Below are 20,980 nucleotides of genomic sequence, written 5' to 3' on the forward strand. Positions count from 1 at the left end.
CATCTATCCCGCCGGTTACGAGACCTTCGCAGACGTCGCCGAGAGATTGCCCAGGTTCATTGAAGATGTTTACAATGCCAAGAGGCTGCATTCAGCCCTTGGCTATCGATCGCCAGCAGAATTTGAAACCCAACTTGCCCAGCAGGCGGCTTAGTTTGAAGTGCGTCGCTGGTCCAGCCCGAAGGGTTCACTCCATTAGGCGTATAATTTCCATTGAGAATTGAGCCATGTGACCTTCCCCCCAACGCGGCAAGCGAGGGGGGCAACGGAGTGATCCACATGGGACTTTTAAACATAATCCGTCTGATGAAGCTGCGCGAGAAGCAGTCGATCCGCGAGATCAGTCGGCATACCGGTTTGTCGCGTAACACGATCGCGAAGTATTTGAACGCCGGTACGATCGAGCGGACGTTCACGGTACCGGAGCGGCCGAGCAAGCTTGCGCTTTTCGGCAAACGCCAGATCAGGCCTACTTCACCGCGCTGGCACCGATGATGGTGGGTGCATAAACGAGGTGGAAATCCACTTAGCGAAACGCCCAAAACTGCTCAATCAAACAGAGCCACCTCTGCCCGTGTTCAAAGCCGAAAGAGCGGGTGTTTCTATGCACGCCGTTCGAGAGAAGTTCGCAGCAATTCGATCAGGGGTGAGCGTTGTTCCTGCTTCAGTTTGTCGAGATTATACTGCCGCCAGCGGATGGCGGGAAGCTCAACAACGTGACCAATCTTCAGCAAGGACCAGTCCGGTTCTCCGCGCTCGAAGCCGATCAAAAATTCACGGTGATGATCCGGCATGCCGCCGATCAGCATCTCGATCATTTTATGCTGGGTTTGGACCAGTTCATCGATTGCGACAGTCTCCTCGGTCATGCCATCGAAGCCATTGCTGTATTCGTTTGCGAGGTCCTTGACGCGGCCTGATAGCACCTCGCCCATAGGGCGGTTGTGACTAAGCAGATAGACGATGAAGGCTTCACGGAGGTCGTCGCTCAGCCCTTCATGGGCGAGCAGACCTCGCACGTCGAAGAGATCGCGCGGATGCTGCCGGTCCAGTGCTGCAACCAGCTTGCCCGCAAACAGGTCCTCGAAGGAAACAACGCTGGTTTCCGCAAAGCCGAACGCCTCTTCGACCACCTCAGTGACAGGAATGGTGGAAGGTTCATGAACCACGCCACGCAATACGGGTGAGACTTCGATCTTGACCTGCGTGCCCTCCGCAATCACGAGAAGACGAAGGATGGCGCCTTCGTGGATATTTTCGGCGACGCGAGCGCCGGGCAGCTCCGCCAGAGCTGCCGCCTTGATGCGCTTCATTGAGGCATCAATCCCAGCCAAAGCCTCGGGCCTGTCATGTATCGGAAGATACATTAGATCGATATCGACCGAGAGGCGCGGTAGGTTGCGAACAAAGAGATTGATAGCCGTCCCGCCCTTGAGCGCGAAACAGGATTCGCGCGCCACGATGGGAAGAAGGCGCATGAGCAGCCGAACCTGAGCCTGGTACTGGTCACGAAACGGCATCAAGGTCCTCCGGCACGGTTATCAGATAGACCGGATCGAGCCTGCCTCCGGGAACAAGCATGCGTTTGCCCTTGCCCAGATCGATCGCATCCTTGTCTAGACGCTTGAGCCACGCATGACGGTGACGATCCGCGAAGAGGAAAAACAGGCGTTTCACCTTGACGCTGTCACAGTCCACTAGCAGCTTTCGCAGCCGCCTTGGGCTGAAATTTGCGGCACTCTGCATAATCATGTCGGCCTGATGGAAACTCTCATGCCGCGGCAATTCATCAAGCATTTCAAGATAGGCGCGCTCAGGCTGGGAAAGCGTCAATGGCCAATCCCATTGCCCCCAAACAAGTGAGGTCAGGCTATCGCCCTGAAAGCGGGTGAGATCCCGGCCTGTTCCGTCCGTAATACTCCAGGCAAGGCTGCCAAGCCCCTTTGTTGTGGGATCATTACGGAAGAGGGTCGCGCTGTTGTGATAGACAAAGCGCTGAGGAAGTTTCAGCTTGTCCAACCATGTCGGCGGCTTCTCCGGCCCGTAGATATGAATGGTCTTCGTCTCTTGCGAGAGGTAATGTGCAAAGCCCTGTAGCTCCAGTGCCGTGCGCCCACCAACGTAGAAAGGCGATCGCAAGAGCAGGGTCTGAAGAGAGATGACGACTTGCTGCCAGCTCAGCGTGCCGCGCGGCCTTTTGTAGACGCTACGCACCGGCTGTTCCAGCCAGCCGGCCTTGACGTAATAGGCCCGCAGATTGCTGGCGATGCCGCGCTCTTCCAGCCAAGCGGCATCCACGACCAGCCCTTCAGGAAGGTCTCTCTCAAGTTGGTTTAACAGTGAAGTAAATTGCTCAGCCATACTGAGCATATTAAACGACTATCAAACTCGTTTCAAGTTTGATAGTCGTTTAATATGCTCAACTGAACTGATTATATTCCATCATATTCAAACCACACGTACCTAGCGCCCGTGTTAGGAGGGCGCAACTTTTCCCCGGAACAAAGAAACCGCTCCTTAGGAGGCAGCTTCTTACTTGGTGCCAGCAACGCTCTGTAACCGCACCGGAAACTGGCGGCGGGCTGAGGGTGCGCGGCGGCGTGAGACTTCGCGCTTGTATTCCCCCAGCACCTCAAGTGATCAGCGGAAGCCCATAATGTGAGGGAGTTCAACCAAATTGCCTCGACTCAAGCGTTTCTAGCCAAATACGTCCGCATTAATTCACAGCGTGTTGGAGCATCCGCGACAGAGTAGCGGTTCAAAATGCAATCACTTCAATTTTGTCGAACGGCCAGACAGAGGGCCAGATCACCAAGCTGAAACTCATCAAGCGCCAGATGTACGGGCGCGGGAAACTCGATTTGCTTGAGGCACGTATCGTCGGAGCACCCTGATGTCATCGAAATTGCGTCAGACTTAAAATTGGACGCCGATCACCCCGCCAGAGGGGTCAATATTCCACACGATGGCGTAATTGCTAACCGCGTTTCCCAGCCTCCTGGTTGGTGGCAAACTGGTCCCATTAACAACGGGAGGACATCACAATGAAACAGTATGTCGGATTGGACGTCTCACAAAAGGAGACTGCCGTTTGTGTCGTTGACGAGACCGGTCGCCTGCTCTTCGAGGGCCGGGCGAAGTCGAATCCTGGCGCTCTGGCGGCGCTACTGGCGAAGAAAGCCCCTGATGCCGAACGCGTTGGCTTTGAGACTGGTGCCATGTCGAGCTGGCTCTGGCATGAACTGAAAAGGATCGGTATGCCGGTTGTCTGTATCGACGCGCGACACGCACATGCGGTTCTGTCCGTCCGGATGAACAATAGCGATGAGAACGACGCGCGCGGCTTGGCCGAGCTGGTTCGAATTGGATGGTATCGCGAGGTTGCGGTGAAGAGTGAGGCCAGCCAACAGGTGCGCTCGCTACTGATCGCACGGTCTCGGCTCGTGACGATGCGACGAGATCTCGAAAATCAGATCCGATCAATGTTGAAAGAATGCGGACTGATCTTTCCTCGCGCCATCGCCGGACAATTCCAGCGCTGCGTCATCGACTTGACCGGAGAGGGTCATGTGCTTTGGACTGTCTTGCTACCGCTCCTCTCCGTCCATGGCCATGTCTGTCGAGAACTTGAAGGGTTGGATCGCCAGATCCGGCAGATGGCTCGAACAGACGAGACGACAAGGCGGTTGATGACCGTGCCGGGCATCGGTGTGGTAACGGCATTGACCTTCCGCCATACCATCGACGACCCGTCGCGCTTTCGAAGTGCAACATCCGTAGGTGCCTATCTGGGCCTGACGCCGCGACGCAAGCAATCCGGCGAAACGGACACCGTCGGTCAAGTCTCGCGATGGGGAGATCGTTTGTTGCGAACCTATCTCTTCGAGGCGGCCAGTGTTTTGCTACATCGCACGAAGCGTTGGTGCTCCCTGAAGGCTTGGGGCCTTCGGCTGGCCAAACGTAATGGAATGAAAAAGGCGCAGGTTGCTGTTGCTCGCAAACTGGCCGTCATCCTGTACTGCATATGGGTTGATGGCACCTCATTCCAGTGGGGCAACGAACCGGCCTGATATCGAACTCAATCTGGAATCGCAGGGCTCCCTTGGGCCTGTGATGTCCCGCCGGGACGGTGGTTGCGGTGACCTCGTTGTTTCGGCTGCTGGCGAGTTTGATCGCACAGCGCTCCACACGTTGAGGCATCCGACCCGAACATCATCATGAGGCAGTGACCTCGAAAAGGACCATGACCTCGGCACGGACAAAACAGACTTGACTAAGTCCCGCAATTAAAGGGCCGAAACACAATTTAACGACGTTGGGGAAAAACTCCGCAGATTTTTCTCGCGCAACCACGACAGCCTTCAGTTGCCTTGAGGGAAGAGCTACGGTTTGTTCTTACGAATCGACAATGCCAAGACAGGCTAAATGATGGACGGACAGCTTATCAACATTCGAAATCTGTCGAACGCGATGCGCCGCGACTTCAATCCATCAAAAGATACGGGAATCGGCAGGACTGTACTTCTTACCGGGGCTGGCTGCTCTGTCAGTGCAAATATCCCATTGGCAAAGGATATCGCCCAAAACCTCGTTCGCAAACTGGCGAGTGACTACGGACTGACCGGTGAACGTGCAACACCCGAGGAAGCGCTTTCCAGGTTGGTGGATGGAGGCCATTTCGAGAAAACCGAGGTCTATCAGACAACGAATTCCGGGACGCCCAACCCGGTCTGGTCCGCCGTTTATGACCAGTTGTTTTCAAACCATTACAACTCACCGAAGGAAGTTCATCGCATCTTCGCCGACATCTTCGAGAAGAATGGCAAGGCGATCAATTGGACACATATTTGCATCGGTGAGCTGGTGCGGGTGGGGTTCATTTCCACAGTTTTGACAACCAACTTCGACCAGCTTGCACTGGAGGGGATTGCTAGGACTGGACGACTGCCCGTTGTTGCCGATGGCCTAGAATATCTTGGCCGAATTACCGGCGACGCCTTGCATCCCCAGCTTATTCAGATCCATGGCTCTCGCCACACTTACCACCTTCGCAATTCTATCGAAGACACCGAAGAGCTATCTCGGGATCATTCGGCTCGGCATGCAATCGACGAACTTTTTCGTACGGCACGAGTGTTTCTCGCGGTTGGCTACGGTGGACGCGAAAAAGGCATCATGGAGCTTCTGATCGAAGCCGGAAAACGCTATCCGGACACCCGAATATACTGGTGCACCTACGCGGAACCCGAAGATGAACTCCCGCCGCTGGTGAAGGCCTTCCTGGGCACCAGCAAGCACTCCAAAGTCATACATGGGTTCGATTCAGACCAGTTGTTCGATGAACTACTTGGACAGCTGAACATCAAAGCTCCGAAAGTCATAGACGACCCGCTCTACATCTTGCGGGAATTGACCGACAACATCGCAATCTCCGCAGACTCCGCGATATCGCTAAAAATCGGAGATCTGAAGAGCAAGACGTTGGAGTTGCGAACTGCCGAGGCACATGTTGGTGCACTTGACCCAAACCGCCAGCTCAAAGCCATGGAGCAACTAACTGCGGGAGTTGCTCACGATTTTAACAACGTGCTAACCTCGGTTCTGCTGTCAATCGACCACTTGCTTTTATTGCCGGAAAAAACAAACCAGCTCTCCACGGAGCTTCTCGAGATGAAACGGAACGCCAATCGCGCGGCTGTTCTTGTTCGCCAAATGCTTGCAATTACGCGAAAGCAGACTTTCAAGCCTGCAGTCCTTGACCTCGTCGAGGTTATAAGTGACCTGCGAATGCTGATTGATCGATTATTTTCCGGAACACATGTGAAATTACGACTGGACCACCAAGCACACATTTGGCCGGTAAAAGTCGATCTTGCCCAGTTCGAGCAAGTCCTTATCAACCTTGCAGTCAACGCCCGTGATGCGATTCCTGGAGAAGGTTTCCTCACCTTTCGTGCGAGTAACGTTCCTTCCGATCATCTAGCCGATCCATCTTTCGCCAGCGTGCCGAAGAAGGACTACGTCCTTCTGGAAGTCGAGGACACGGGCATCGGAATTCCTGCCGATCAGCTGGACAAGATCTTCGATCCCTACTTTACCACAAAGGATAACCACACTGGCCTAGGTCTTGCCATGGTCTATGGCATCGTCCGGCAATCCAAAGGACATATCTTTGTTGAATCAGAGACCGGTAGAGGGACAACATTCAAGATATTGGTGCCCAGAACGTCCGATTTACCGTCACAGCCGGCGGTGCAGCCTGACCTGATGCCGAAAGAAAACAGGAGCGAAGCTACCGGTACGGAGTTGATCGTCCTCGCCGATGATGAAGAGTCCATCCGCATTGGTATCACGAGGACTCTTCAGACCCGAGGATATATAGTTCACGATGCCGCCTCTGGGGCCGAAGCACTCGAAAAAGTCACGAGCCTGGAGAAGGCAGGTAAAAAGGTCGATCTCGTCCTATCCAACGTAACGATGCCCAAAATGGACGGTCCAACGCTCATGAACGAGGTTAAGAAGGCTCACCCCCACATCCGGTTCTTATTTATCTCCGGTTACGCGGAAGCGGCGTTTGCGCGGAAGCTTCCAGAACATAGTTTCGGATTTCTTCCAAAGCCGTTCTCTCTTAAACAATTAGCGACTGCTGTCCGAGAAGTTCTTGATGAACCAGCCACTGAAACAAAAGGGAAAACGAGACCCTAGGAAAATAGTCAGGGATCATAAGTGGTAAATTCCAGTTCAATATGGCTAAATTTATCGGGAGCGCGTCACAAAAGTCGAATGATGATTTGCAGTCCAAATTTTATTTTGACGAAATCGACCACCTGTCGAAAACGGAGCGCTGAATGTCAGTTCCCTTTCTGTAATCGGAAGAGTAGGAAATGGTGTGATGCCTGCGGTTGAGGGCGCTAGAGTATAAGTTGGTCCGGCGCGTAGATGGGCACAACGATTGGCTGGCCGGACTCGAAGCCGTCCTGTGTGCGGGCTTTGTGCAGCGGATCATAGTTCTCGATACCGTTAAAGTCGAAGCCCGTCGCATCTGCGAGATCACTAATAGAAATCTGGAACGTCCTGTAAGGGCCGAGAACAAATCCCTCTACTGCCTCCGCCCGGTGGCGCCTCTCAAGCAGATCGCGGATCAATTGTCCTTGGCTTAAGAGATAGGCCGTCGCATGCAGCGACTGTCCGGTCTCATCAAGAGTCACGACAACCTTCCAGAATTCGAGCGGAACCTTGACGCCTGCATCAAGCTGTGGATCGTTCTCCCGGTAGACGGGTGCGGTAAAAACGCAGGCTCGGAAGCCGTGTGTGCGCGAACTGTCGAGGATATAGTTTTCCAAGCCCTGCCACAAAGCCTTGCCCTGGTTAAGACTGGAGTGCTGCGGCGCGCAGTTGGTAAAATGGAATGTGTCATCATTGGCTTGGCGACTCTCAGCCTCGTTGCCCTCATCGCTCCAATTTGGATCTTCACGACGCACCATATGTCCCCGATCAATGGAAGCGTCGGCATAGGCGGGTTCACCCATCTGCTGCGTCGTGGGAATTCGGCCATCGAAAGCCCACTTATCTTTGCCGCGTTTGATACGAACCGACCTACTGCCGTCTATATTGACTGCTGTCAGCACCGGCAGTTTCTTTGCTGCCGACACGAGAACCCCAAAATGTGTATAACGGAGCTCATGCGGATTGGCTGGCTGCGAATCCGAAGGTATTGCGAGCTCTGCCTGCAGTTCTTCTGGTAGGCGAGGCCAGACAACAGTTCCCTTTTCGAGGAACGCAGGGTTATAGCCGGCGCGACCGACAAAGCTTGTAGCAGCGCTTACTGCCTCATTTACACTGATCTGGTCTACTATGGATGAGCCCGGCACGACGATACGGCCGTTCAGCAGCTTTTGCAGCGTTGGCGCGCTGACAGCACTGTTATGGCTGCCGTAAACCCCGGCAAAATGAAGGCCGATCGCTCCATCCTCTTCGAGGCTCAGCAATACCGATCCGGAGTTGCCGCCAAGTGTTGTTGCATCATGACCAAGGACGGCGTTGACAGCTGGTTTGATAACGTAACCCGGGGCTAAGCGTTTGACGTCGTAGATATCTCGGAAGTAGCGCGACATGGCCGCAGTATCATTGCGTGTATCGTAGGCGGGGTAGCCGACAAGAGCGATCCGTTCCCTGTCTCGTGCATTACGGTCGAGGAGATTGATCGCTGCCGGCATTTTGAGGTTGCCGCGATCGATGGTCAATTCAATGAGAGCCACGTCGGCGGCGGTATCATCAGCGAGGTATTTGATTTTCGTCACATGCACTTCGCGGCTGTCCTGCGCGCGTGCACCGGCTTCCTCGTTAAAATCGACGATCATCCCCATTAGAATGCCGGTCGGCGAACGCATGAACACGCCCGCGCCGGTCTCGGCACGGCGAGCAACAAGCTTGGCCACATGTCTGTTCGTCACGACGATGGCTTCCCCATCCGATACTCGGTGCACCACCCATCCTGTACCACCCCAGCGCATGTCGTGGTTGATGAATTCTACCCGACCGACGGAAGGCAACCACTTTTCAGCCGCTCTAATCCTTGCATCAGTATCCGACGGAAAATCCTCAAGGGGTTCCAGGACGACAGTATTGTTCTGAACGAGGAGTGGGGGGCGGCCGATCAAGCGCACTATCGCCTCCAAATCCCCTGCCACCGGAAAGTTGCTTTCCAGCACTTGACCAGGCTTTTTCAGAGCTTCAGCAACTTTGTCAACATTCAGTGTCCCGGCCAGTTTCGGTACGTTCCCCTTATCGATAGCGCGGAGCGCAGCCCGAACCATGTCAGGATTGCGCGCGGAAAACTCTTCGAATGTCTGCGTTCGTGTGTCGACCATGCTGATTACCCCGGGGCAAATTAGTGAAACAGAAGCGTGAGTGACAAGATCAGGACTCCCCACCCCGACCAAACTACAAATCAACGTTGGCAAAGAGAAGGATGGCAAGCGGCGGTATAAGCGCCGTAGGTACATTCATTTGCGAAAGAAGCCTGGCAGCAGCAAAGGCGTCGCCGCCTTTCTGTTGAAGGTTTGCACGCACTCGTTCCGTCTTCTCCGCCAAATGCCCGAACAGCAAGAAATCATGGGCATGATCTACAGAGAGCCAAGCGACGAGGCAGGCTTTGCTTGCACTGATCGGGTCCGCATGGTCTTCAAGTTCTCTGATACGATGCCAAAGCGTTGCGTCGACGCCATAGCGCCAGCCTCGCAGCCTAAAATTGCTTTTTTCAGGATCTGTCGGATACCGCCCTGCAGCGAATTTGCGCCAATATTCCGCACCTCTCGCAATGAGCTTTATATCACGGTTGCCAAAAAATGCGATCATGCCAAGCGCCTCAGCAAGAAGCCCGGCTTCGCTAAGGATAGATACTGGATTGAGTCGTTCGAGACTTCGTGGATCGAGGCTCTCCAGCCCGCCATTAATGGGCAGAGGCAATTGTTGGAGGGCTTTAATCAAGGCTCTTAACTCAGACATAGCCGGCCGGTCGGAACGTTCGCCAGGCATATCTCTTAGAGGTTCACTGTAAGGCGTCAACGCAGCGCATGCCCTCGCCGACGCCGCGGGATTATAAGGGTCCTCGAACGCACGCGGCAACAGTTGCTGGATGCGCTGCCAGCCGATCTGAGGGACTTTTGGACTTTTCGGCTCTTCCCAGCACAGATTGATATCTAGCAATTGGCCCCTCGGTGTATCGGCGCTCGTGAAGTTCAATGCCAGACCAAGACCTCCGAACGTCATTTCTGCCCCTCTTAACCTGTATACGGTCTCGGTCACGCGAGATCGAAACTCGGGCTCATTTATTACGCGAACCGCAAACGAGCTGACGCCGAACTCTGCCCGCATCTCCAAGTATACTAGCGCCTCAATCGGCCTGTAGTGGCCCCACTCGATATCGGTCCCGATCATACGATCCTGGCGACGAAGCGATCTCAGTGCAGTAGCCCAGCGTCCGGTTTTCCACTCGAACGTTCGCACCGCTCGACCCAGATCACCGGTTGGATCGAGCCGATCTCGGTCACCGATTTTGCTATAGATGTCGAAGGCCTCTCCCCAGTCACCCCGTTCCATCATCAAACTGAGGTCGACCGCAAACCGTTCGGTTCCGAATGCGGCGCTACGGCTGCTTTCGCTTCTTTCATGCCGCGTCAGTCGCAACATGTCCTGACCTATGACAGGAAGCTCGGATATCGTTTCCTCATCGAGACGATAGGCAGTCTCGGCCTTAATGGCTGGCGGCTTACCGCGACCACGCAGAGCCTGCAAGCCGTGATAAAGCGCATCAACGTCGCTCTCCGCAGTTCTCCTGCGTCCGAACCAAGTCGCAGACATGCGGTCGGACTTGGGAGCGCTGCGGGCGAAGGCGGTGTAATACTTTGGCAGGAGCAGCCGGCGAAACTCCGCCCGCATGCGCAAACCGTGGTCACTTGGCGTGCGGTTGAAAAGCCAGGTCATCTCCGCGAGTTCTTGATAGGCTTGTTGCGCCTCGGAACTTGTGGGTGCTGGCGCATTTGCTAGCTTCGGCCAAAGGGTCGCGATCGCGTCGACGGAAATTTCCCGTAGAAACAAACCATGTTCCGCCATTCGTCGTATGTTGGGGTCATGAAGACGGGCAAAGAGCCATCTGTTCAAGAAAGCCCGTGCGCTTTGTCCACCTTTTTCGTACAGACTAGATGGGTCATCCTTGGCCATTTCGGCGATAATCCGCAACATCATTGGATTGCCATCAGCTTGATTGCGGATCTCGGACCAAAGGTTAGGATTGACATCCGACTTAGAAAGTATTTCATCCATTTCGTTGTCGAGAAGGCCGGACAGGTCCGCGTCTTTGCCAATTCGATCGGGGATTTCCTGAAGCGGCTCGCCACGCCCAGCGGCGATAACCCGGATATTGGTGGAGACACCACGCGCCAGACGATCAATCCACTCGAAGAGTTGGTAAGGGTGGCTCAGGCCCCGCCCCCGCAGGGCCTCCAGCGTATCGAGAACTATTAGCAAGGTCGCGGAAGCACCGCCAAGCGCGTCTTGCAAAAGATCGCTGAGCTGTGTCTCCTGCAAATCGAAACGCGTGTCGCGGCTGCCTTTAATTCGCTGTTCACTCGCAATCGCCAGCCGCTTAGCTTTCAGATCGCCAGCGCGTTCCGGGGTTTGGATCGCAACTTGGCGGGCGAGCTCAAGGGTCAGGCCGACAGGGTCAAGCACATCGAGAACCGGCCGATCGAAGTCGAATCGCACCATGACGATGTTCAGCCCCTGGGAACGAAGACGCTGGTACGCAGCTTCCAGCAGTGCGGATTTGCCGATTCCAGGCAGACCACGAATAAGCAGGCATTGGGTCGGAAACCGCGAAGGATTTGTTGTTTTGATCCAATCAACGATGTCATCGATCTGAACCGCTCGACCTTGGAAGCGATCAGTAAGGATGGTATCGCGGCGCGTGTCATCGGCTTCACGATTTAACAGACCATAAAACCTCGGTAACATCTTATGACCCGGTGCTAATTCACCGAGACGTTCGAGTGTTGTAGCAATGCGTTCGATCGGTTCAACGTCGGCTTCACTGAGGCGAGTTGACCGCTCAAGGCGAGCCGCCAGGGTTTCAAGAGCATCGATCGCGAAGTCCTGCACGCCAGAAAGCGCAGATCCGAGATATTTCGCCTCTTGGTTGAATCCGATTTGTGACCGACGCATGTACATGGCGTTGATCAGTCCGTGCCGCTTGCTAAGCGAATTGAGAATCCATTGTCTCTCATTGCGCTTAAGCAACCACTGTTCTTTTCCGTCGAAATGAATAACGTCGCACAATTCGGACAACCTAGAAGCGATCTCGGACACTTCTGTAGGACGAAGATTCAGAAGATCGGCGGCATGAAGTGCCGTTGCGGGGGAAAATGCCCCCGACAGCGCCGCAAATTGCATCATTTTGCTGAAATCGCCGTCATCAGTCATCGTGACGCTGTCTCCGGTGCCTTCAAAAACTTCAGTCGAACTCGCGCTCGATCAGTGACCAGCTCGATGACTTGCATGTCATATCGGCCGTTCGTTTCTACAAGCCCCGCCACGGCATCAGCCGCTTCATCATCCGTCCACCCAGGCGCACGTTCAATTTTAAGATCTTCACCTGCGCGCCGGAAGAGCGTAGCCACATCGCTTTTTGTGAACTCGCCCATGTAGTCAATAACCACGTGCACAGGGCCGGCCTCAACGTATCGAGTCGTACTCTCCTCAAGAACCGGAGTGGAAATCGTTTCAAAGCCAGCAATGATTATTCGAAGATTGGGTTGATTGACGGTAGCTGCAAAGAATGCTTCAAACTGATAGCGTAGGATGTCCCTTATGCCACCCGGCGCATTCTCAAACAAAAACCAAAACGTCCGGCTACCGTCCTCGCTCAAGCTTTCTATATTGGCAGCGAGCATGCGCGCCGTCTCATTGATGGTTGCTTCGAGTGTGGTATCGATATGATCGGCACCGGGCATGGCCGGAGGAGATACGACAGGATGGCTGGCTGCTTCGAGCGCGCGTATGATGAGCGGAAAGAGCGCCTCGTCGCGGCCTTCAAATGAGATCCGAATGACGACGTTCCGTTTGGGATCTCGCGCAAGGATGGCACTGATCGCATCAAGAGAGAAATTGAGACCAACTTCTGAATTGAGGTTCGTACGCTTGATTCGAATACCACGTGTCCAAGAACGAGGCCGATTGGCAGCAGCCAATGCTTCAAAGAGTTGGTCGCGTGCTATTACAAGGCGCCCATCAAGCGTATCGTCAAGTGACCAAAGTGCCGTCGGGGCGAGGTCGTTGGCGACTGCGTCGGCCAGTCTTGCGAGGAAAAGGTGAGTGGGAACAAGTCTCTTTTCCCGTCCCCAGTTGCCCTGATGAATGCCTGCCAGAACGAACTTCGTGTTTACACAAGGGCCGCCAGATGAACCTGGCATTGCTCCTGCACCATACTTCCATCTCGCGGTGATCCTCCGGATCTTGCGCACAGAACTAAAGCTGACGCCAACATCCTCGCCTTGGGGATAATGCATTAAGCAAACACTATCATTGGGTCGAAGGACATGGTCAGGTCCTGGCAGATCCAAGAATCCCACTCGCTTTCCCTCTGCCGAGTCGAGCCGTATGACGGCAACATCGTTGAACCCGTGATAGCCGGCGTCGTCTAAAGGTGGCTTCCCATCAAGTTCCTCTGGACTACATTGCGACGTAAGGTCATCGACTACAGATCCGCCGATCGTTGCATTGAGCCGCCCGGCGCCGTCGGATTGTCGAAAGCGGACTTGGACGCGCCCATCATCAGCGTTGCGTATCACGTGCCAGGCAGTGAGTACGAGTGAAGGGCCGATTAGGCATCCAGAGCCCGCAGCCATGCCCATAACATCAATTCTACATTTTTGCCGCCCGGCGCGGCTCAAAAATGAACCAAGCTGGTTGTGGTCAAAATTAGTTTGTTGGACGATATCGGCTGGATCCATAGGACCGATCGAAACACCGCGAGCCCTCATCGCGTCAATGAACACGATGTCTAGGCCTAAGTTGGCAATTTGCTCTTCGGCAAATTCGTAGGGATCAGGCGCTGCAGAGTATTCGGCGGCAGCCAAGAGGCCGCCAATTGTTAGTCGCTGACGCCCACCTCGCACAGCAAGCAACGCTGACTCACTTTGAGGACGATAGAACTCGATCGCATCAGCAACGCTGCCGCAAGATTCAGTATTCACTGTGGTTTTCAGCTCCCCCAACACCCCAAGCCACCGTTGCGCAATTTAACCCCTTCGTACCGAAAGGGTTACGCACTAGTAAACTGGTCCCCTGCAAACCGGATCCCTCATAAAAGTGAATGTAGCAACTTATAAGGGTACCTACAACAATTAAACCGACCAGCAGCCGTTGCCTCGAAGAGAGTGTTCCAAGCCTTATTTGTATGCCTCAGATGCCTGGCGCATCTTATTGAATAGATGCCAAAGAACCTTTTCCATTCATTGGGCCGACCGGACATAGAGTCCATATCTCCCCTCGGGCTTAGAGATTAAAGTTAAGGTCACACTGTTGATTTCCACTGAGAGCTGACCCGGCGCACCCCCGCCGGGTCAGCTCTCAGTGGAAATCAACAGCCTGATCAACACGCTGCCGAATGCTGATATCATCTCCTCGCATCGCTGCGTCTTCTCTCTCGAGAGAAAACATGCGTTGGCGCCAGATCTATCGATTGACCTTTCTACTATTTGGTTTGTGGTCGAAGGAGAGGACGACGGATTTTCAGTTCGCCAATTTGAGGCCGTCCAAAGTTGCCGCCTCGACGGCCTGAATGCAATGGTGTCAAAGCGAACCAGGGTCCACTTTCTGAATGAAAACGAAGTGGTCTTGCCTCGCTCCATTTGACATCTGACACCATAGTTACAATGTTTTTGCAAATTCATTATAACTGGATCGGGCGATGAAACAGATTGACCTCGTTTATAGAACGGCGTTCGCTGAACTAGCCCAGCGGATATTCGATGCTCAGTTTCAGGCAGACTTTCCCCTCGAAGGCCGGTTTGTTTCCGTTCCGGTCAAGGGGCGCAATTACTGGTATTTTGATCTCCCTATCCCCGAGGGCAAGGACAAGAGACGGTATGTCGGCCCGCAGGATGACGCCGACATCACTGCCCGGGTGAAAGCCCACAGGCAAGTCAAAGACGACATCCGGGAGCGGCGCAAGTTCGTCGGCATGCTGCTGCGAAGCGGCGGCATGTCCGCCCCGGATCGCTTCGCGGGTGAAGTAACCAAAGTACTCGCTGACGCGGGCCTCTTTCGTCTGAGGGCACTCCTCGTCGGTTCTGTGGCTTTCAGCTGTTACTCAGGCCTCCTTGGCGTTCGTCTCCCTGGTACCTCTATGCAAACAGGCGACGCGGACTTCGCGCAGGACTTTGCGATCTCGGCGGAAGTCGAGGACAGCCTGCCTCCAATCCTCGATCTCCTGAGATCGATAGACAGCACGTTCAGGGCGGTCCCGCACCAGGCCGACAAGGCAAAGGTGTTGGCCTTTTCGAATTCGGTAAACTACCGCGTCGAATTCCTGACGACCAACCGTGGATCGGATGACTATACGGGCAAGCCATCCCCAATGCCTGCCCTTGGAGGCGCGTCTGCCGAAAACCTGCGGTTCCTGGACTTCCTGATCTACGAACCCATAAGGACCGTACTGCTGCACCGGGAAGGCGTAAGCGTGAATATCCCTGCTCCCGAGCGGTATGCTGTCCACAAGCTGATCGTTGCATCCAGGAGGCGCACGGATGCCCTCGGGCGAGCCAAGAGGGATAAGGACCTCGTACAGGCCTCGCTGCTGTCCGAGGCGCGCGTGGAGACGCGACAGAGTTATTTACTTGCCGATGCCTACCGCGAAGCGTGGGCGCGCGGAGATCGACATAGCGATTGTAAGAGGAGATTGGATCCTGTGGTCCGGCTCAGCCGGTGGCGTTCGCGGCCTGTTTGAGCTCTTCGATATGCTCGCGGCAAAGCGTCTCAACCAGCTTATGGAGTTCCGCCGTCCGCTCCTGAAGCCAGATGAGCGCATCTTCGGAAACCTCGAAACGCTTCGAATAGCGTGCCTTGACGTAGGCCTCATTCAGGATGTTGTACCACGTGGTAAATCGCTGACGGTCGCGCGGCCAGATGTCGATCAAGCGATGATCGCGACCTTCGGAAAGTCCTCGCAGGAATTTGAGATTGTGAGACGCGGGCGAATAGTTGGTCAGTGTGAGGAGGTAGCAGTTGTAAGCGGTCTCCACTGCTTGGTGGAGTGTAAAGGCTGCTAGATTGAGGTACCCTGACTTTAGGTAAAAACCGACACCTTCGAGGAATCCCGTTGCATTTTTGAACTGCTTTCCAAAATGCTCCTCTGCCACCCTTAGTGCATCGGCAGGCCTGAGCGGTTTCGGGTCGGCCAGCTGCCTATCGTCGAATTCGTAGAGGACGATCCCTTCACGGGCGAGATCAACAAAAAATGGCTGGCCGTCATTTAGGAAATTACTGATCTCGCGAGCGCCGTGCACGATCAGGCTAACCGGCGTCTCGATCTCCTTGTCCCACATCAGCCGGTCTGTTGTCTTATCCCAGTATTTGGGATCGGCAAGTTCCTTGTTGCTGACGATGACAAGAATGTCGAAATCCGATCGGTAGCCTTTCGACGTATGCGGTTCATCCACCCAGTTGCCACGCGCGTAAGAACCGAACAGAATGATTTTGAAAATCCGTCCATCCTTCTTGGCGTCAGACTTCGAGCGCTCGACCAGATCAGCAAACTCTTCCTGGATAATTCCGACGACGCGCGCGAGCTCGCGTTGCTTTCGTTCCGGCAAATGTTCAAGGCTGGTCTTCATGTCTGCTCCGTTTCTGACGGTATCCTGTATGGTCCATTGTAAACTTCTTTGAAACTCCGATTTTTGGCCGCCGCCAATCGAATGCCTGTCTTACGAGACCATCCGCTGCGCGTTACCTGCGCCCGCTCCTGTTCGCCCAATCGCGCCAGCAATCCTAATCGTCGTATCGTCCACCTTTCCTGTCCCTTATCCCCCGTCACTGATCAATCGTGCGATCGGTTTGCGAATATCGCCCTGCCCCGATTGATGCGTTTTGTCTCCCTATTCAAACACGAGCAATTGCCACTTGGCGACTACTACTTTTAGTAGTCGAAATCGCCGTTTGATGTTGCTAGCCTCGCCAGCGGTAAACAGACAAGGGCGCACTTACGACTTGCCGCGCATCAGAGCGCTGAATTTCCCCGTTTGCGGATCGGAGATTTCGGTTGGCGATTTATCATCTCAGCACCAAACCTGTCTCGCGCTCATCCGGCCGAAGTGCTGTGGCATCTGCCGCCTATCGTTGCGCGGTTCTCCTCACCAATCAGCGCGACGGCCTTGTTCATGACTTCACCCGTAAAGAGGGCGTGGAGCATAAAGAGATCGTATTGCCGGACGGTCTTTCTGCCGATTGGGCTTTGGATCGTTCGGCTTTGTGGAACGCCGCCGAGTTTGCAGAAAAGCGCAGGGATGCCCGCGTCGCCCGCGAATTCGAAATCGCGCTTCCGCATGAGCTGTCGCCAGAAGGGCGGCTGAAGGCTGCACGCGCCTTTGCCCAGGATCTGGCAAACCGCTATGGCGCAGCCGTGGATTTTGCCATCCATTCGCCCAGTGAGAATAGTGATATCAGGAACCACCATGCGCATGTGCTGATGACGACGCGACAGCTTGGCAAAACCCGTCTTGGCGAGAAAACTTATCTTGAGCACAAGAACGCACGGCTGCTGGCAAATGGTATGGCGACAACCGACATGCAGCTTCGCGATATCAGGCAGGCATGGGAAGGCATTGCCAACCGTCAGCTTCAGCGCGAAGGCCTGGATGTTCGCATCGATCATCGCTCGCATGTGGAGCGCGGTCTCGAATTGTCGCCGACCGAGCACATGGGCGTGCATGCCTCGCAGATGCAGCAGCAAGGATTGACGGTCGAGCGCGGCCGGCTGGATGACAAGGCGGCACGGCAAAATGCGGAACTGATCCGGCAAAAACCGGAACAGGTTCTGACGCTGATCAGCCATGAGAAGAGCGTGTTCGATCGGCACGATATTGCCAGAACCTTGCATCGCTATATCAACGATGACGCCCAAACGTTCCGGAACGCCTTTGCCGCTGTCATGGCGTCGTCAGCGCTTGTCGAACTTCAGGCTGATGGAATCGATCCAGAGAATGGCGAGGTTTCCAATGCGCGCTATTCGACGCGGGAGATGATCGACCTGGAACTCGCAATGGCGCGATCGGCGGAGCGGTTGCATCAGGCGCAGTCCCATGGCGTCGATCATCGCCATGTCGAGCGTGCCATGGAGAGGCAGGATCGCTCTCTTCGGACAAGCTCTGCCGGACCGTCGGCCGCGAGCGATCCTTCTTCAGGATTGTCGGACGAACAGCGTTATGCGATTGCGCATATTACCGGGCGAGAACGCATCGCTGCCGTGGTCGGTTTTGCCGGTGCGGGAAAGTCCACCATGCTGGCAGCAGCGCGTGAGGCGTGGGAGGCTCACGGCTATCAGGTCCATGGCGCGGCGCTTGCCGGAAAGGCGGCCGAGGGTCTTGAGGAAAGCTCTGGCATAGAGAGCCGCACGCTTGCGTCATGGTCTTACAGCTGGGACCATGGCCGGGATCTGATCGGCCCCCGCGACGTGTTCGTCATCGACGAGGCCGGCATGGTCGGGAGCCGCCAGCTTGCCCGCTTTATCGGCGAGGCCGAAGCGCGCGGCGCAAAGATTGTTCTTGTCGGCGACCATGAACAGTTGCAGGCAATCGGGGCCGGTGCACCCTTCAGGGCGATTGCCGAGCAGATTGGCCACGTCGAACTTTCCGGCATTCGCCGCCAGCGCCATGATTGGCAGCGAGAAGCATCGATTGCCTTTGCCACCCACAAGACGGCAGATGGCTTGGCTGCCTATCGCGATCACGGCGATATCCACCTTGCGGAAAGCCGCGACACGGCGATGGCAAAGATCGTGCGTGATTATGTCGCCGACAGTGCTGAGCGTCCGGATGGCAGCCGGGTTGCCATGGCGCATCGTCGTGCCGATGTGCGCGCCCTCAATACCGCTATCCGCTCCGAATTTCAGAACCGGCAAAGGCTAGGGAGCACTCAAGAGCTGAGCGCCGGTGCGGACTGTGGGGATGGTGAGAATGTTGGAGAACGCGTGTTCCAGACCAATAACGGCAAACGCGCCTTCGCCGCCGGTGACCGGATCATCTTCCTCGAAAACAACCGCGACCTCGGCGTGAAAAACGGCATGCTTGGCACGGTCGAGCATGTCGAGCCGAATAAGATCATCGCCCGGCTCGATAGTCGAGGCAGCGACAGTGTGAGCATTCTGACCGACAGCTACCAGGCGATCGACCACGGTTATGCGACGACGATCCATAAAAACCAGGGCGCGACGGTCGATCGCGCCTTTGTGCTGGCGTCCAGCACCATGGACCGGCATCTTGCCTATGTCGCCATGACAAGGCATCGCGACAGCGTGCAGCTCTATGCCGACATCACGGAGTTCAGCAATGCGGGCCGGCTGGTCGATCACGGCGTTGCGCCCTACGAGCATAATCCGCAGTCACGCGACAGCTATTTTGTAATCCTCGAGAATGACAAGGGCGATCATCGCACGGTGTGGGGCGTTGATCTCAAGCGAGCCATGCGAGAGGCATCACCAGAGATCGGAGACCGCATTGGACTGCAGCATGAAGGCGCCACGCCTGTGACGCTTCCGGACGGTACAAAGGCCGAGCGCAATGCATGGCGTGTCGTCAAGGGTGATGAACTCGCCTACCAAAAGCTGGCAAGCCGCCTGTCGCGTTCCGGCGCCAAGGAAACCACGCTGGATTACATCAGCGACTTTGCCGAGCGGCGCGGGATCGCAAGCGACAGATCGATCACCAGCGACCAAAGGATCGCGGAGCAGCTCGGGCTCAGGAGCGAGATCGAACTTGCTTCCCGCCAAAATGCGCGTCAAGACGTTTTGTCCCGTGCGGCCCAGCTGCAATGGGAGCAGCAGGATCGGCCATCAGAACGTCAGCAGGTTGACGAGGAACGTGCCAGCGATCTGGCCGGCCCTGTTCGTCGCGTATACCCTCGCAATTCGGTCGCCGGAAATATCGATGACGGACAGCGGGACGACCGGACAGAGGATAATAAAGGATATCGCCGCATCCGCTGGTCCGACCTCATGTCGCAAGACGGCGCCTTCCCTGCCCCCACAGAAACTGTCGGCCAGCAATCGTCACTGGAACCCGGTAAGCCAGCTCCGCTTGTGCCAGCAATCACCCGTTACGAAAGCAGCATCGAACAGGTGGCACAGATCAGGGCGATGTCCGTTATCGAGCAGCAATTCGATACGGTCGAATCTCTGGTGCGGCACGTGTTCCGTGATCCGGCCGAGGTCGCCGCAAGATTGCGCACCGCGATGACCGAGAAGGAAGGCAATGGCAAGATCATGGCGAAGGCCATGGCCGAGCAACCAGAGCGCTTCGGGGAGCTACGTGGCAAGTCAGGTCTGTTCGGATACAGCAGGGAGCGGAAGGAGGCGTTGCAATATGCCAGGCCTCTCTCTGCCCATATCGGCTATGTCTCCGAGGCATGGGAGCGCCGGCTTGGCGAAGAACGTCAAAGCGAACAATGGCAGCGCGACAAGCGTGACGTGATCGAGGTGCCAGGCCTCACGCCGCGTAGTGCCGAGATCATCAGCCAGGTGGAGAAAATGCCGGTCGAGAGGCGAAGCAAGTTCATCAAAGAACTGCGATCGTCACCTGAGGGCCGGACCGCGCTTGATGAGGCCACCCTGGTGGCTGAAGCGCTCGCGCGTCGATTCGGCAATTCCGATCCTCGCAGGTTCACCCAAGAGCTCGAGGCACGCCCCGAGCTCGCAAAACAGGCCGAGCAGATCAAGACGATCGCCCGCATGGTGGATCGTACACGCCATGCTGAGCTCAGCCATGACCACGCGCTGAAACAGCAACTGGTCCGGTCTCAAGGGCTTGGATTGAGTCGATAATAGGTACCGACGGCAAAATTGGCGTCATTAAAACGGCCGCGGTTGAAAGTGCGCCACGCTTCCAAATTTCCTAGGGGTCGCGGTGGACTTAATCCGTCGCGGCTGGAGAGAGCATTCCGCTTCTGACGTGTTTGCGTGTCGGGGTGCAGAAAATCTCGATGTAATCGAACATGGCCCTGACTTCGCGGCTCAATGTCTGCTCGCTCACGGACACGCAGAAACGGCGACGCCGCCCGCTATCGACAATATCCATACGGCTGACTTGCAGCCGCTTCTCTATCGTTAAATCCACGTTTCTCACACTGTCTATATTGACGTCCATATAGACAGAACATCCAGTTCGCCTCACTTCTCAGCAAGGCGGCCCTCCTCGGAGGAGTACCCTGCACC

General features: G+C 55.5%; 14 protein-coding genes. 7 read left to right on the forward strand and 7 right to left on the reverse strand.

The features are described 5' to 3' along the window. Position 1: 1 nt before the first annotated feature. Both ACUTJJ_RS11405 and ACUTJJ_RS11410 read left to right on the forward strand, forming a co-directional pair. Positions 2–154 (forward strand): IS3 family transposase, encoded by a 153-nt coding sequence (locus ACUTJJ_RS11405; protein ID WP_445542255.1) that lies wholly within the window; start codon positions 2–4, stop codon positions 152–154. Positions 155–279: 125 nt separating this feature from the next. After that, positions 280–495: a hypothetical protein gene (locus tag ACUTJJ_RS11410; protein WP_445542225.1), complete on the forward strand. Its 216-nt coding sequence runs from the start codon at positions 280–282 to the stop codon at positions 493–495. Between the two features lie 107 nt (positions 496–602). On the opposite strand, the gene ACUTJJ_RS11415 is transcribed toward ACUTJJ_RS11410, so the two are convergent. After that, positions 603–1,520 (reverse strand): nucleotidyl transferase AbiEii/AbiGii toxin family protein, encoded by a 918-nt coding sequence (locus tag ACUTJJ_RS11415; RefSeq protein WP_445542226.1) that lies wholly within the window; start codon positions 1,518–1,520, stop codon positions 603–605. Then, positions 1,507–2,361, reverse strand: coding sequence for a type IV toxin-antitoxin system AbiEi family antitoxin domain-containing protein (locus tag ACUTJJ_RS11420; protein ID WP_445542227.1), 855 nt, complete (start codon positions 2,359–2,361; stop codon positions 1,507–1,509). Before ACUTJJ_RS11420 ends, ACUTJJ_RS11415 begins: the two co-directional genes overlap by 14 nt. Before the next feature lie 683 nt (positions 2,362–3,044). Between ACUTJJ_RS11420 and ACUTJJ_RS11425 the strand changes: the two genes are divergently transcribed. Then, entirely contained in the window at positions 3,045–4,070 is a 1,026-nt protein-coding gene (locus tag ACUTJJ_RS11425) for an IS110 family transposase (RefSeq protein WP_445542228.1), read from the forward strand. A 355-nt stretch (positions 4,071–4,425) separates the two neighbouring features. Continuing rightward, positions 4,426–6,705, forward strand: coding sequence for an ATP-binding protein (locus tag ACUTJJ_RS11430; protein WP_445542229.1), 2,280 nt, complete (start codon positions 4,426–4,428; stop codon positions 6,703–6,705). Between the two features lie 206 nt (positions 6,706–6,911). On the opposite strand, the gene ACUTJJ_RS11435 is transcribed toward ACUTJJ_RS11430, so the two are convergent. The 3 genes from ACUTJJ_RS11435 to ACUTJJ_RS11445 form a co-directional block, all read right to left on the reverse strand. Next, positions 6,912–8,870: a DNA/RNA non-specific endonuclease gene (locus ACUTJJ_RS11435; RefSeq protein WP_445542230.1), complete on the reverse strand. Its 1,959-nt coding sequence runs from the start codon at positions 8,868–8,870 to the stop codon at positions 6,912–6,914. 73 nt (positions 8,871–8,943) lie between these two features. Beyond that, complete coding sequence (locus ACUTJJ_RS11440) at positions 8,944–11,979, reverse strand: ATP-binding protein (RefSeq protein ID WP_445542231.1); 3,036 nt, start codon at positions 11,977–11,979, stop codon at positions 8,944–8,946. After that, positions 11,976–13,751 carry a trypsin-like serine peptidase gene (locus tag ACUTJJ_RS11445; protein ID WP_445542232.1) on the reverse strand — a complete coding sequence of 592 codons (1,776 nt, stop codon included), beginning with the start codon at positions 13,749–13,751 and terminating at the stop codon, positions 11,976–11,978. The genes ACUTJJ_RS11440 and ACUTJJ_RS11445 overlap by 4 nt, the downstream gene beginning before the upstream one ends. Positions 13,752–14,130: 379 nt before the next feature. On the opposite strand from ACUTJJ_RS11445, the gene ACUTJJ_RS11450 reads away from it, so the two are divergent. Continuing rightward, the gene (locus ACUTJJ_RS11450) at positions 14,131–14,412 is read left to right on the forward strand and encodes a hypothetical protein (RefSeq protein ID WP_445542233.1); all 282 of its coding nucleotides are present in this window, start codon (positions 14,131–14,133) and stop codon (positions 14,410–14,412) included. A 55-nt stretch (positions 14,413–14,467) separates the two neighbouring features. Next, on the forward strand, positions 14,468–15,505 hold the full coding sequence (locus tag ACUTJJ_RS11455; protein WP_445542234.1) for a nucleotidyltransferase family protein: 1,038 nt from the start codon (positions 14,468–14,470) through the stop codon (positions 15,503–15,505). Here ACUTJJ_RS11455 and ACUTJJ_RS11460 read toward each other — a convergent pair. Continuing rightward, positions 15,477–16,391, reverse strand: coding sequence for a nucleotidyltransferase and HEPN domain-containing protein (locus ACUTJJ_RS11460; RefSeq protein WP_445542235.1), 915 nt, complete (start codon positions 16,389–16,391; stop codon positions 15,477–15,479). The genes ACUTJJ_RS11455 and ACUTJJ_RS11460 overlap by 29 nt on opposite strands. A gap of 425 nt (positions 16,392–16,816) precedes the next feature. Here ACUTJJ_RS11460 and traA point away from each other — a divergent pair, with 425 nt between their 5' ends. Next, entirely contained in the window at positions 16,817–20,590 is a 3,774-nt protein-coding gene (traA, locus tag ACUTJJ_RS11465) for a Ti-type conjugative transfer relaxase TraA (protein ID WP_445542236.1), read from the forward strand. Positions 20,591–20,678: 88 nt separating this feature from the next. On the opposite strand, the gene ACUTJJ_RS11470 is transcribed toward traA, so the two are convergent. Next, on the reverse strand, positions 20,679–20,912 hold the full coding sequence (locus ACUTJJ_RS11470; protein ID WP_445542237.1) for a hypothetical protein: 234 nt from the start codon (positions 20,910–20,912) through the stop codon (positions 20,679–20,681). Between the last annotated feature and the right edge of the window lie 68 nt (positions 20,913–20,980).

This window comes from Agrobacterium sp. DKPNP3 (assembly GCF_052686535.1).

Bases quoted from the DNA above. Each gene is read 5' to 3' on its own strand.
- ACUTJJ_RS11410 (WP_445542225.1), top strand. From the start codon at position 280: ATGGGACTTTTAAACATAATCCGTCTGATGAAGCTGCGCGAGAAGCAG.
- ACUTJJ_RS11415 (WP_445542226.1), bottom strand. From the start codon at position 1,520: ATGCCGTTTCGTGACCAGTACCAGGCTCAGGTTCGGCTGCTCATGCGC.
- ACUTJJ_RS11420 (WP_445542227.1), bottom strand. From the start codon at position 2,361: ATGGCTGAGCAATTTACTTCACTGTTAAACCAACTTGAGAGAGACCTT.
- ACUTJJ_RS11425 (WP_445542228.1), top strand. From the start codon at position 3,045: ATGAAACAGTATGTCGGATTGGACGTCTCACAAAAGGAGACTGCCGTT.
- ACUTJJ_RS11430 (WP_445542229.1), top strand. From the start codon at position 4,426: ATGATGGACGGACAGCTTATCAACATTCGAAATCTGTCGAACGCGATG.
- ACUTJJ_RS11435 (WP_445542230.1), bottom strand. From the start codon at position 8,870: ATGGTCGACACACGAACGCAGACATTCGAAGAGTTTTCCGCGCGCAAT.
- ACUTJJ_RS11440 (WP_445542231.1), bottom strand. From the start codon at position 11,979: ATGACTGATGACGGCGATTTCAGCAAAATGATGCAATTTGCGGCGCTG.
- ACUTJJ_RS11455 (WP_445542234.1), top strand. From the start codon at position 14,468: ATGAAACAGATTGACCTCGTTTATAGAACGGCGTTCGCTGAACTAGCC.
- ACUTJJ_RS11460 (WP_445542235.1), bottom strand. From the start codon at position 16,391: ATGAAGACCAGCCTTGAACATTTGCCGGAACGAAAGCAACGCGAGCTC.
- ACUTJJ_RS11470 (WP_445542237.1), bottom strand. From the start codon at position 20,912: ATGGACGTCAATATAGACAGTGTGAGAAACGTGGATTTAACGATAGAG.